This window comes from Chryseobacterium sp. L12 (genome assembly GCF_056133985.1).
Window position 1 is genome coordinate 338,382 of the sequence record NZ_JBVYOF010000001.1, and the last position, 12,353, is coordinate 350,734.

Below are 12,353 nucleotides of genomic sequence, written 5' to 3' on the forward strand. Positions count from 1 at the left end.
CAGAAGTTCTTACATCAAACTAAAAATTAAGACAGGCTTTGTTTTTCTTCAAAAATTAAAGATTAAAAAGTTAGTGGGAAAATATTACTCATTACCAATTACTTATTACTCATGAAAAAAGGGAAGTACGCCGAAGCTGGAGAGTCGGGGCAGACTGTAAATCTGTTGCTTCATTGCTGAGTAGGTTCGAATCCTACTACTTCCACAACACCGCTGATAATGTAATGGCAGCATGCAGGAAATGTACTCTTGTTGTTCAGGTTCGACTCCTGGTCAGATGGTCAAAAAAAGTGAATGGTGAATTTTGCTCCGCAAGTGAATTTAAGAATTGACTACGAAGTAAATTGATGATTAACAATTCACAACAAAACGCTCTATTCGTCTAACGGTTCAGGACGCCTGCCTTTCGAGCAGAAAACAAGGGTTCGATTCCCTTATAGAGTACAGGAAAGTGAACAGGTAAGTGGTGAATTTGCTCCGCAAGTGAATTTAGGAATTGACTGCAAAGTAAATTGACGATTGACAATTCACAAATAAAAAAGTTAAATGGAAAGAGAAAAGTTTGTCGAGCGCAGAAGATCTTTAAAAAACATTACAGGCATAGTTTATAAATATAGACAGGCTTTTCTCGGACCTAATTTTATTAATGATGAATGATAGATTATAATTGATGAAAACATTATGTTTTAAATCATTTATCTCTTAATCAATTATCATTCATAAAAAATCCGCGGGAATGGTGGAATTGGCAGACACACTTGATTTAGGCTCAAGGTTTTGGGGGTTCGAATCCCTCTTCCCGTACAGAATATGAGTAATCGGTAATAAGCAATGGGTAATAAATTACAGGCAAAAGACATTACTGATTACCAATTACTCATTACCTATAAAATTGGAAGAGTGGTGTAGCAGGTCTGCACGTTAGTCTGAAAAACTAAAGGTACAGGTTCGATTCCTGTCTGTTCCACAAAAATATAATTGATAAATCATCAATGATAAATGATTAATCTGGGAAATAGAATCAATTATCACTCATCATTTATCAATAATAATTAAACTGATTCATAGTGTAATTGGTCAGCACACAAGACTTTGACTCTTATTGTTCAGGTTCGAGTCCTGATGAATCAACAAAAACTACTCCGATAGTGTAATGGCAGCATCTCAGTCTCCAAAACTGATGGTATTGGTTCGAGTCCGGTTCGGAGTGCAAGAATGTTAATGGTCAATGGTGAATTTGCTTCACAAGTGAATTTTAAATTGACAATACAATGAAGTGACAATTTACAATTGACGTAATTAATAAAATTTAAACAAAACAAAAAACATGTAGAAAAAATGGAAACGCAACAACAAGTATGGCAGAACATGACAGGAAAAATTTTCCAAAGCTCTATCACACAGCTGGTAGAAGAAGCCATCATCCGCGAACAGGCAAATGGACACCGACTGAAGGTTTGTGTAGGTTCAGACTCCCATGTATACGGGGATGCCATTAATTATGCTACGGCAGTAGTGTTTATTCGTGAGGGAAAAGGAGCGTTTACCTTTATCAGAAAAGAAAGAGAAATACAGACTATCAGTATCAAAGAGCGTATGCTGAACGAGGTAAACAAATCCGTAGAAATTGCTTACGCTATTTGCGCTGTTCTGGATGCTTATGGAGTGGAAATGGAGGTACACGCAGACATTAACACCGATCCGGATTTCAAATCCAATGTTGCCTTAAGAGACGCAATGGGATATATTCTGGGAATGGGATATGTGTTTAAAGCAAAACCTTACGCCTTCGCAAGTTCCAATTGTGCTGATATGATGGTGTGATAAAGCTGGAAGTGGAATGATAGGAGATGGAAGTTTTTTAATTTTCTACACTTATTTTAAAGCTTTCAGAAACCTCACAGGTTTTCAAAACCTGTGAGGTTTAATTAATAACAAATTAAAAATAAGCAATGGAAATAACAAAAAGATTGCTGTTTCTGGACGATATAAGATATCCGATTGAAGCGTATCATTATACTAAACAGGATATTTTCCTCAGAAAAGATTGGCATATCGTTCGAAATTACGAACAGTTTGTCAACAGAATTTTGGAAAAAGGACTTCCCGAAATGATCTCTTTTGACCACGACCTTGCCGATGAACATTATTTGGAACCGGATTCTCAGGAATTTGTTGAAAAAACAGGCTACGATTGTGCAAAATGGCTGGTAGAATATTGTATGGATAATTATTTGGATTTGCCAGAGTTCTATTGCCATTCCATGAATCCTGTCGGAAAAGAAAATATTGAAAGCCTTTTAAAAAACTTTAAAAATTTATCATGAACATTTTCATATTCATTCAGGACATAAAAATGCATTTGAAGCGCAGTTTTGATGAGGTTGACAAGTGGTTTGATAAAGACAATAAAACGTTGAATTTTCAGCCTTCAAATGAAGGTTGGACAGTTCTGCAGATTTTGGAACACATTTATCTCACGAACTTTTATCTGTTGATACTCATTGAAAAAGGCTCAAAAAAAGCAATGCGGAATTCTCTGCATCTTGATTTGAATCTTGAAATAAAAAATTACCGTTTCAATCAGGAAAAGTTTGAAAAAGTAGGTGAATACGAAGCTTTTGAATGGATAAGACCAGAACATATGGAGCCGAAAGGAGAATTAAATTTAACTGAAATAAGAAGTTTAATTACTCAGCAATATCATCAATGCTTAAGTTATTTAGACCTGATGAAAAACGGCGAAGGTCTTCTCTGCAAAACTACAATGACAGTAAATGAACTGGGGAAAATCAATGTATACGAATACATTTATTTCCTTTCTCTTCATGCTCGGAGACATCTTACTCAGATGAAAAATAATGAATTAGAAGCGATTTGAATACTTGGATTGTCTTTTTCAGACAGTAGTGAAACCTCACAGGTTTTCAAAATCTGTGAGGTTTAAGTAAAAACAAATTAAAAATTAAAAAAATGATTTTCAAAACATATAACTCAATAGAAAACGCTTATCAGATTCGCGTGATCGATCAGATCAGGATTCAGGGTTTTGGGGATGAGGTTTTCATCGTGCAGGAAAAAGTTCATGGGGCTAATTTCTCTTTCTTTACCAATGGAAAGGAAATTAAAATCGGGAAGAGAACCGCTTTCATCGAAAAGGATGAAAAATTCTTCAATGCACATCAGATTTTAGAACGTTACAGAAAAAATGTAATGGAAGTTTTCGAGAAAGTGAAAACTATTTTTCCCGATATGGAAACTGTAGTGATCTACGGTGAATTGTTCGGCGGCGGTTATAAACACAAACAAGTAGAACCTGTAAAAGATGCGGTAAAAGTGCAAAAAGGTATTGAATATGCACCTCACAACGAATTTTACGCATTCGACATCAAGCTAAACGGAACTACTTATCTGGATACCGATGTAGTTAACCAAATTTTCGAAGAAACCGGATTTTTCTATGCAAAAATTCTTTTTCAGGGAACTTTGGAAGAAGCTTTGAAGTTTCCGAATGTTTTCGATTCTAAAATTCCGGGCTGGCTTGGACTTCCTGAAATTGAGAACAATATGTGCGAAGGAACCATTGTGAAAACTTTGAAAACCAAATATTTTGGCAACGGCTCAAGAGTCATTTTGAAAAATAAAAATGAAAAATGGATCGAGAAATCTAAAGTGGTAAGAAAACAGGAAAAAACCGTTCAAAAGCAGATCAGCTTTAGCGAAAAAGCGCAGAATATTTGGGAAGAAATCCAAAAATATGCAACCGTAAACAGGCTAAACAACGTGGTCAGCAAAATTGGTGAATTTGAACCCAAAATGGTCGGTAAAGTCATTGGTCTTTTTGCGCAGGATATTTTAGAGGATTTTGAAAAAGATTTTCCGAATGTTTTCACTACCATTGAGAAAGAAGAACAGAAAAAATTAATAAAAAACTGAATTCTTTGGTGATTGATGTGATAAAAGAAGAGTTGATGATCGTTAAAGTCTAATATTAAAAGTTTTAATTCGGAACTTATTATGAACATTTAAAAAAATGAAACCAAAAATCTTGTTCATAGCAGACCGCCTTTTGTGCCGAGAAATTAATAAGCTGGAAGTCTGAAGTCGGGTACCGGAAGTATTTCCGTGCTCTTGAAACTTCCATCTTCAAACCTTTAAAACAAAAATCATGAAAACAACAAACAAAATATTAATTATAGACCTTGAAGCCACGTGTTGGGACGACCGCCCGCCGAGAGGACAGGAAAGTGAAATCATAGAAATTGGTGTTTGCATTATGGATGCAAAAACCGGAAAGATTTCCAGAAATGAGGGTGTTTTAGTAAAACCTCAATACTCAAAAGTGAGTCCGTTTTGTACGGAACTGACTTCCATTACGCAGGAAATGCTTGATGAGAAAGGCGTTTTGCTGGAAGATGCATTAGATATTCTGAGAGCTGAATATGATTCTGAAAATCTTACCTGGGCAAGTTACGGAAATTACGATCTGAATATGCTTCAGAATCAGGCAAGAAAATTCAAGGTTGATTATCCATTAAGTAATGATCACATCAATGTGAAAACATTATTCGGAGAACTTCATCCAATAAGAAAAAGTATAGGAATGGAAAGAGCTCTTAAAGAATTGAAACTCCCGCTGGAAGGAACCCATCACAGAGGAGTTGATGACGTAAAGAACATTGCCAAGATTCTATTTTGGTGTTTGCAGAGAATCTGATTGAAAAAAAAGAAAATTTATAGCAATTAATTTTACTACGCAAAAACATTGCGCAAAAGCATTCTTACTTTGCATCAGAAATCAGAGAGGAAGTGATAATCTTCCAAAAATGTTTAACAAAAAACAGTAACCATGAAATTTAATTTTTTAAGAAAAGAGAATAAAGTAGTAACGAACTACGAAGGTGCAAAAGCTTATACGATGACACCTGCAGAAGAATTGTACAGTGCTGTTGTTACAACAGGATTATCCAATACCACCTACGAAAAAGGAAATGAAAGACTCACAAGAATTCAGTCCCTGATTCAGAAAAATGATCCGGAATTCGTTGCAAAATTGGCAGTTTATGCAAGAAAAGATATGTACCTGCGTTCCATTCCGTTGGTTTTGACGACTGAATTGGCAAAACAGACTTCAGGTACAGATTTGGTAAGCAGAACCGTTGACGGTGTAATCCAAAGAGCAGACGAAATCACAGAATTGCTGGCTTATTACCAATTGGCAAATGAAAGAACAGATCTTAAAAAACTGAACAAATTGTCAAAGCAAATTCAGAAAGGTTTGGTAAAATCTTTCAATAAATTTGATGAATATCAATTCGCAAAATACAACAGAAAAGCTGAGGTTACCTTGAAAGACGCATTGTTTCTGGTTCATCCGAAAGCAAAAGACGAAAATCAGCAGTCAATTTTTAACAAAATTGTTAATGATTCATTGGAAACTCCATACACTTGGGAAGTAGAACTTTCGGTTTTGGGTCAGACCAAATTTGCTGATGATGCCGAAAGAAAATTGGCTTTCAAAAACAAATGGGAAGAACTGATTTTCAGCAACAAACTCGGTTATATGGCAACGTTGAGAAACCTGCGAAACATCTTAGAAGCCAACATTTCTTCAGATGCCATGCAGAAAGTTTGCAGATATTTGTCAGACGAAAAAGCCGTGAGAAACTCGAAACAATTGCCATTCAGATTTTTGGCTGCGTATAGAGAATTGAAAACAATCGATTCAAAATATATTTCATCAATTCTGGAAGCATTGGAAGATGCTGTTTTGGTGAGTGCCAAAAACATCAAAGGTTTTGGTTTCGATACTTCGGTGGTAATCGCGGCAGACGTTTCGGGTTCCATGCAACAGCCGGTTTCTCCGAAATCTAAAGTATTGTTGTACGATATTGGCTTGCTGATGTCGATGATGTTGCAGTCACAGTGCAAAAACGTGGTTTCAGGTATGTTTGGTGACCGTTGGAAAAGAGTTCCGATGCCTAAAAACGGTATTCTGAGAAACGTAGATGCGTTCTACAAAAGAGAAGGTGAGGTAGGTTACTCCACAAATGGTTATCTGGTAATCGAAGATTTACTGAAAAGACGTGAAAAAGTGGATAAAGTAATGTTGTTTACCGATACTCAAATGTGGGATAGCAACGGCGGTAGAAATTCCTTTGAAAACTCTTGGAATCAGTACAAAAGTATCAATCCAAACGCAAAATTGTATATTTTTGATTTGGCAGGTTACGGAAAACAACCGTTGGATGTGAGAAAAAATGATGTCTATCTTATCGCAGGTTGGTCCGACAAAATTTTCGATGTACTGAATGCTTTAGAAGACCGAAAATCTGCAGTAGAAATAATTAAAAAAGTAGTGCTGTAAAAGGCACTGCTTTTAAAAATAAAACTAATAACCAATTTTTTTAGGAGCTTAATCCCGCTTTCCGCTATATCTTTTTCGCCAACGCTTTTTTTCAAAGCCATTTTAGAAAAAGGATGCCGCTGCAATAGGGGCTAGGAATAAAAACTGCATAAAAATGATACAACTTTTTAACGTTATTGAAATTGATCCTTTTGGATTTTCAAAAGAAGGATATGAAATTCCTGAACTTTCATGTTCATCAAATCCTGAAGATCATTATGAAAGATGGCAAAAAGCTATTAAAACATTAAATCTAGATTTGAATCCAATTGAAAAAGGTTCTTATTTTGTGGATATTGAACACATAGATGATAAAAACTTAAAAATTATTTTAAAAGTTATTTTTGAAGATGTTGAGATAGAAGGAACTGATTTTCTGGCATCATTTAATGGAGGTCTTATTTTAATGGAAAACAATGAAATTTTAATTGAACCCACCTGCTGCTGCGATCTTGAAAATCTAAAAAACTGGGAATATGTTTTTGAGAATGACTCATCAGAATGGTCACAATTATGGATTGGTCATCCGTGGATTTTCTATAAAAAAGAAAATGGTAAAATTCAATTTTCCGATTATACCGAGAATCTGTTAAGTGAATTAGAAAGTATACAATCTGTTTGTGAAGTTGATGAATTAGCTTTGCAAATTGAAATTAATAAAATGAAAGAACGACAAGTACATTTCAATAATAGAGTTATTAAGCTTTTGACAGAAATATAATTTCAAATTTTGAGATTGTGCTTCGTCACTTCACTTCTTGCAATAACTAAAACAATAGTTGTGAAAACGACACAGGAAATGTAGATGTTAAGAAAATAAGCTATGCGAACGTTTAAAAAAATTCTACTATTCGAAGCGCATCACAAATTCAGAACCGAAGAACAAATATTGAATTCGCGCGAGTTTTAGAATTTTTAGAGAGTATAGATTATTTTTAGCCGGAGTTTCCAAGTCTTGAATTTTTGGTTCTTTTGCTTCAAGGCAAAAGAACAAATATAAAAATGAGATTGCTTCGTCATTTCCTTCCTCGCAATGATAAAAAAGATAAACCGGTGCCGTAAGAAAAGAATTCCTTCGACTTCCAATTGAAAAATGAGTCTTTTCGTTAGATTGCTCGGTTTTTATAACCAATGTCGTTTTTAAGAGTTCCATCGTCAAACTTAAAATTTGAACAGTATTCTAAAACTCTTATAACTTGTTACTTGGTTTAAAATAAATTTAACTGCGTAAAAAGAATGCGCACTAAGACGATAACTTTGCATCAACAAGACATATAACTATGAATTATTACAAAAAATGGCTTAAAGGAACATTGTATTGAAGTTAAATACTCAATACTTATGAAAAAATTTAAAACATTAAAAAAGTCTTTCGGAATCAATGAATATGGATTAATTGACCTTCCGAAGAAAATTTCAAATATCCGGATTTCCAGAATTTTATATGGAAATGAGATGGGATGCTCTTATTGTTTTCCGCATGGTTTTGAAACCATTAATTCAAAAGAAATTAAGTTTCAGAGAAACTGGAAAAAATACAGAAAAACCCAATGGAAAACTAAAAAAGTAAGTGTCGTAAAACAGGATTTCTTGGTTAAAGGGCGGTTTTGCGGGTTCGAGTTCTGCTTCCAAAGTGAATAGAGTAAATGGTAACGTACCGTACACAAGTTCTGTTTGAATTTTTCACCTTGCTTATAACTGATTCCGTAAGAAAGAGCTCCTTCGGCTTTCCATTGAAAAAAGACTCTTTTTGAAAATTGCTCAGTTTGTATTACACGCAAGTGCTGTAGATAAAAGTAACTTCGATTTTTTACAGAGGTTCGAAACCGAAGATTCGACGGAGTCAATCCTTTCGCCTGACAAAGGCTTGGTCGAGTGGCTAGACAAATTTTAAGACCGCTTTTATCAGAATTTGCCTTGTTTTTTTAAATATTAAACACAAAAATCAAGTGTCGTTTTAGAATCATACTTCGGTTATTAATCATTGGGACGCAGGTTCGAGTCCTGCCTTTTCCCAAAAGGAAAAGTAGCTCAGTTGGTAGAGCAAATGCACAGAAAGATTCTATATTTTTTACCTTGATTTAATAATAAAGAGTGTCGTAGAAAAGACTTACTTCTTGGTATAATTTTGGTTCGAGTCCAAACGATCTGAAAAAGATCGGGAAGTCTTTTGATTGTAACCTCTTTGAAAACAGAGTGCCGTTAGAGAAAACTTACTTCGGTTAATCTTATGATGTTGGTTCGACTCCAGAATAAATCTGAAAATGATTTATATAATGTTTTCTCGCTTTTTGCCTCTTTTTAAATGAGTATTACAAAATTTTAATGCCATATTTATTAATACAAAAGCCAAAAAAATGAACTTTTTTTGTTATTATTACATTCTTAAACATAAAAGATCAAAATAAAATGTCTACAAAAAAACTCGGTGAATGGTACGCTACAGCGATATGCGGAAATGATATTACCTCTTCTTGTCTTTACGTTTCTGCTTTGGCAATAGTCGCTGCAGGACAATATGCCTGGATTGCTCTTCTCATGGTTGCAGCAATACTTTTCTTGTTCCGTAAAATTTATGGTGAAGTGGTAGGAGCACTTCCTCTTAATGGTGGTGCTTACAATGTATTGCTCAATACAACAACAAAAAGCAATGCTTCAGTGGCAGCCTGCCTCACCATTCTCTCCTATATGGCAACAGCCGTTATTTCTTCAAGCGAGGCAATGCATTATCTGCACCACATTCTGCCATATTTTGATGTAAATATTGCAACCTTTGTTCTGTTGCTGATCTTTTTGGGACTTACTGTTTTGGGTATCTCAGAAAGTGCTGTTGTAGCATTGGTAATATTTATTTTCCACCTTACAACAATGGCATTATTGATAGGTTCCTGCATCTATTTCGTAATGAGTAATGGTTTTTCTATACTTACATCCAATTTTCACCTGCCGGTAAAAAACGGAAGCATTATGACGGCCATATTTTTTGGTTTTTCTGCTGCAATGCTCGGTATATCTGGGTTTGAGAGTTCATCAAATTTCGTAGAGGAACAAAAAAGAGGCGTTTTTGCGAAAACTCTCAGAAATATGTGGATTGCAGTTTCTATTCTCAATCCGCTGATTGCCTTTTTGGCAATTTGCATTATTCCGATTGCTGAGGTTGGTGAGCATCAGAATTCTTTTCTCAGCTATATCGGAAGTTTAACAGGTGGAAGCTGGTTGGCGACAATTGTTTCAATTAATGCTGTTACGGTTTTGAGCGGAGCAGTACTTACTTCGTTTGTTGGGGTTAATGGTCTTATCAAGAGAATGACCTTAGATAGGATTCTTCCAAATTATTTTCTCAAAGAAAACAAAAGAGGCAGTACATACAGAATCCTTATTCTGTTTTTTCTTCTGTGCTGTTCTGTTTTGCTGGTTACAAAAGGCAAATTAGGACCTTTAGCTGCAGTATATGCACTTTCATTTTTAACAGTAATGGCATCTTTTGCCTTAGGGAATATTTTATTAAAGTTAAGACGCTCCCGGCTTCCAAGACCGGAATATGCCAAACCCGGCGCTGTATTGATAGCACTTTTTGCTATTATTATTGCATTGTACGGAAATGTGAAAGCAAACCCGCAGTATCTGGTTACCTTTTTACAGTATTTTGTGCCTTCAGTTTTACTTATTCTGGGAATGCTGATGAGAAAAGATATTATGCACTTTATTGTAAATATTCTGGAATCGGTATCTAAAGGATATAAACGATACACCGTTACAAGACAGCGTTTCTTAAACAGAAGCCTGAAAAAACTGTATGAACAGAATTTTGTATTTTTTTCTAAAGGTGATGATATTTCTACCCTCAATAAAGTAATGATGTATCTGCACGAAAATGAGGTGACCAACAAAATGAAAATTGTTACTATTCTTGATAAAAATAAAGAACCCGATCCCAAATTTCTTTCAGATTTTGATACGTTGGACAGAGCTTATCCTGAGGTTGATATGGAATATATTACAATGGTAGGAGAGTTTACTCCTGAGCTGGTAGATCAGCTGAGCAAGGAATGGAATATTCCCAAAAATTTCATGTTCATCAGCAGTCCTGGTGAAAGATTCAGCTACAGGGTTGATGAGTTGGGCGGTGTAAGACTTATACTATAGCAATCTTTAAAACAGATTCAATCTAAACTTTTTTGCTGCGCTGTTTTCACTTTATTCAATCTTATTATAAGCCTGTTTAGTGAAAATGGTGCATTTGCCCTATTTTATTGCCTTGTTGTTTTAAATAATATTGCATAATATCAATTTAAAATAAACAGCAATGAAAACTAAATTACTACTTTCGATGGCGGTTTTAATGGGGATTTCTACCATTAATGCTCAAACTTTAGGCGATTTTAAGCCGGGAAAAGCCGGTCCTGCAAGTCTGGAAAAACCAAAATTAGATAACAAAAATGTGTATATCGCTGATTTTGCTGTGCATTATCAGGTATATAGCGAGAAATCTGCTTCCAAGAAAGGCGGTTCGGGAATATTTGGAGCGGTGATGGGTGCTGCAAAAGCCTCCTTGGCGGTTGGTTTGGATATTTCAGAAAAAACCCTGCAAAACATCACAAATGATGCGTATGCACAATTCATATCAGATTTAAAATCAAAAGGCTTTAATGTAATGGCAGCAGAAGAAGGAAAAAACACAGATTTCTATAAAGGATATCAGTACAGTACCAACTTAAACATGACTCCTTCAAATATTCTAGAAGGTGCTGTTACTGTCCATCCGCAAAACGTAGGTTTCTTCTACAAAGAAAAAGGCTCGACTGAAAATACCACAAAACTTTCTAAAGAGCTTAATGATGCAGCTGTGGTTCGTGTAGATTTATACGTAGAATTTGTAAACACCAGAGCTTCAAGCAAAAGCGGTATCGGAGCCAATGTAGTAGCAAAAACAAATCTGGTATTGTCAGAAGATAATACAATTGCCCATTTCATAGTTGGTCGTAATAAAATCGGAGGTTCTCCTTTGGCAGAATATCAGGGTGTCCTGAAAAAAGATTTAGATATTGACGGAGTAATTAAGGAAGAAAAAATCACCAATTACGTAGCTTCTGATTACGACAATTGGGGAACAAAAACGGCTTTTGGAACATTGTATTCGGCAAAAAACAAAGCCACAGCTAAAGCTGCAATAGTTCCGGCAGATGCTCAAAAATATCAAAAAGGAATTGAGCAGGCTATTGATGTATTCCTAAAACACCACCTCAACGAATTTCAATCCAAATATTATAAATAAAGTTTTGATTTCTTAAATTTAGGTTAAAAACTATTTATAATGTCATTGCAAGCTACCTTTCGTAATCAGATAAAAAACTATAGAAAGTGGGATTTTATCATCTTTTTAAGTCTTACTTTACTGTCTGTGCTGAATGGTCAAACCACGGTTTTTTATCTGATTTATTTCTTTTGGTGGAATGCTTTGGTACAGTTGGCAGTAGATTTTTACTTCAGAAACCGAAACGAAAATGCAATTTGCGAAAACAATGAGCGATTTGAATTTGGTAGTTTATTTCTGATGGGAATTTACTGGGTGTTTATCGTTGTGTTTTTCGGGTTCATCGCCGGATCAGGCAATCACGAAATCATCTTTACCAATATGGAAGTTTTGTTTTTTCAGAATTGGTTTTTCAATGGCAACCTTATTTTTATTTTAATTGAAAGAATACTTATTCATAAAACAAAGCAGCCGATACAAATTTATTTGAGTGCTTTCAGCCCAAATGCTGTTGTAATGCATATTTCAATTATTGTTGGAGGTGTTGTAATGTTTTTTGTAGTAAAAAATTATCCCGAAATATTTACACCAGAAAATCGTTGGGGTTCTGCACTAATAGTGCTTCCGTTTCTGCTGCTGAAAATAATGATACAGTCTTTAACAAAATCAGACAATCAAATTCAAAAAAACTAA

The 12,353-nt window shown here is 35.0% G+C and carries 11 protein-coding genes and 6 tRNA genes; all 17 read left to right on the forward strand.

Annotated elements, in window-relative coordinates:
• The first annotated feature begins 121 nt into the window (after positions 1–121).
• The 17 genes from AC0NBN_RS01640 (at position 122) to AC0NBN_RS01720 (ending at position 12,353) form a co-directional block, all read left to right on the forward strand.
• Positions 122–205, forward strand: a tRNA-Tyr gene (locus AC0NBN_RS01640).
• Positions 206–371: 166 nt separating this feature from the next.
• Positions 372–444: transfer RNA gene (locus tag AC0NBN_RS01645), tRNA-Glu, on the forward strand.
• Positions 445–730: 286 nt separating this feature from the next.
• Positions 731–804, forward strand: a tRNA-Leu gene (locus AC0NBN_RS01650).
• A gap of 90 nt (positions 805–894) precedes the next feature.
• Positions 895–967 (forward strand) — tRNA-Phe (locus AC0NBN_RS01655).
• Between the two features lie 91 nt (positions 968–1,058).
• A tRNA-Gln gene (locus tag AC0NBN_RS01660) sits at positions 1,059–1,131 on the forward strand.
• Positions 1,132–1,139: 8 nt separating this feature from the next.
• Positions 1,140–1,210, forward strand: a tRNA-Trp gene (locus tag AC0NBN_RS01665).
• Between the two features lie 128 nt (positions 1,211–1,338).
• Entirely contained in the window at positions 1,339–1,824 is a 486-nt protein-coding gene (locus AC0NBN_RS01670) for a ribonuclease H-like YkuK family protein (RefSeq protein WP_160811819.1), read from the forward strand.
• 128 nt (positions 1,825–1,952) lie between these two features.
• On the forward strand, positions 1,953–2,327 hold the full coding sequence (locus tag AC0NBN_RS01675; protein ID WP_160811818.1) for a cyclic-phosphate processing receiver domain-containing protein: 375 nt from the start codon (positions 1,953–1,955) through the stop codon (positions 2,325–2,327).
• On the forward strand, positions 2,324–2,881 hold the full coding sequence (locus tag AC0NBN_RS01680; protein WP_160811817.1) for a DinB family protein: 558 nt from the start codon (positions 2,324–2,326) through the stop codon (positions 2,879–2,881). The genes AC0NBN_RS01675 and AC0NBN_RS01680 overlap by 4 nt, the downstream gene beginning before the upstream one ends.
• Positions 2,882–2,973: 92 nt before the next feature.
• On the forward strand, positions 2,974–3,936 hold the full coding sequence (locus AC0NBN_RS01685; protein WP_160811816.1) for an RNA ligase, Rnl2 family: 963 nt from the start codon (positions 2,974–2,976) through the stop codon (positions 3,934–3,936).
• Between the two features lie 232 nt (positions 3,937–4,168).
• Positions 4,169–4,717, forward strand: coding sequence for a 3'-5' exonuclease (locus AC0NBN_RS01690; RefSeq protein WP_160811815.1), 549 nt, complete (start codon positions 4,169–4,171; stop codon positions 4,715–4,717).
• 132 nt (positions 4,718–4,849) lie between these two features.
• Positions 4,850–6,367: a TROVE domain-containing protein gene (locus AC0NBN_RS01695; protein WP_160811814.1), complete on the forward strand. Its 1,518-nt coding sequence runs from the start codon at positions 4,850–4,852 to the stop codon at positions 6,365–6,367.
• A 154-nt stretch (positions 6,368–6,521) separates the two neighbouring features.
• Positions 6,522–7,127 carry a hypothetical protein gene (locus AC0NBN_RS01700; RefSeq protein ID WP_143883956.1) on the forward strand — a complete coding sequence of 202 codons (606 nt, stop codon included), beginning with the start codon at positions 6,522–6,524 and terminating at the stop codon, positions 7,125–7,127.
• A 620-nt stretch (positions 7,128–7,747) separates the two neighbouring features.
• Positions 7,748–8,047 carry a phosphate ABC transporter substrate-binding protein gene (locus AC0NBN_RS01705; protein WP_474466696.1) on the forward strand — a complete coding sequence of 100 codons (300 nt, stop codon included), beginning with the start codon at positions 7,748–7,750 and terminating at the stop codon, positions 8,045–8,047.
• A 768-nt stretch (positions 8,048–8,815) separates the two neighbouring features.
• The gene (locus AC0NBN_RS01710) at positions 8,816–10,552 is read left to right on the forward strand and encodes an APC family permease (protein WP_160811813.1); all 1,737 of its coding nucleotides are present in this window, start codon (positions 8,816–8,818) and stop codon (positions 10,550–10,552) included.
• A gap of 160 nt (positions 10,553–10,712) precedes the next feature.
• Positions 10,713–11,681 (forward strand): hypothetical protein, encoded by a 969-nt coding sequence (locus AC0NBN_RS01715; RefSeq protein WP_160811812.1) that lies wholly within the window; start codon positions 10,713–10,715, stop codon positions 11,679–11,681.
• Positions 11,682–11,720: 39 nt separating this feature from the next.
• The gene (locus AC0NBN_RS01720; protein WP_160811811.1) at positions 11,721–12,353 is read left to right on the forward strand and encodes a hypothetical protein; all 633 of its coding nucleotides are present in this window, start codon (positions 11,721–11,723) and stop codon (positions 12,351–12,353) included.

What these genes read in the sequence shown, in the direction of transcription:
- AC0NBN_RS01670 (WP_160811819.1), top strand. Translation starts at nt 1,339, where the DNA reads ATGGAAACGCAACAACAAGTATGGCAGAACATGACAGGAAAAATTTTC.
- AC0NBN_RS01675 (WP_160811818.1), top strand. Translation starts at nt 1,953, where the DNA reads ATGGAAATAACAAAAAGATTGCTGTTTCTGGACGATATAAGATATCCG.
- AC0NBN_RS01680 (WP_160811817.1), top strand. Translation starts at nt 2,324, where the DNA reads ATGAACATTTTCATATTCATTCAGGACATAAAAATGCATTTGAAGCGC.
- AC0NBN_RS01685 (WP_160811816.1), top strand. Translation starts at nt 2,974, where the DNA reads ATGATTTTCAAAACATATAACTCAATAGAAAACGCTTATCAGATTCGC.
- AC0NBN_RS01690 (WP_160811815.1), top strand. Translation starts at nt 4,169, where the DNA reads ATGAAAACAACAAACAAAATATTAATTATAGACCTTGAAGCCACGTGT.
- AC0NBN_RS01695 (WP_160811814.1), top strand. Translation starts at nt 4,850, where the DNA reads ATGAAATTTAATTTTTTAAGAAAAGAGAATAAAGTAGTAACGAACTAC.
- AC0NBN_RS01700 (WP_143883956.1), top strand. Translation starts at nt 6,522, where the DNA reads ATGATACAACTTTTTAACGTTATTGAAATTGATCCTTTTGGATTTTCA.
- AC0NBN_RS01705 (WP_474466696.1), top strand. Translation starts at nt 7,748, where the DNA reads ATGAAAAAATTTAAAACATTAAAAAAGTCTTTCGGAATCAATGAATAT.
- AC0NBN_RS01710 (WP_160811813.1), top strand. Translation starts at nt 8,816, where the DNA reads ATGTCTACAAAAAAACTCGGTGAATGGTACGCTACAGCGATATGCGGA.
- AC0NBN_RS01715 (WP_160811812.1), top strand. Translation starts at nt 10,713, where the DNA reads ATGAAAACTAAATTACTACTTTCGATGGCGGTTTTAATGGGGATTTCT.
- AC0NBN_RS01720 (WP_160811811.1), top strand. Translation starts at nt 11,721, where the DNA reads ATGTCATTGCAAGCTACCTTTCGTAATCAGATAAAAAACTATAGAAAG.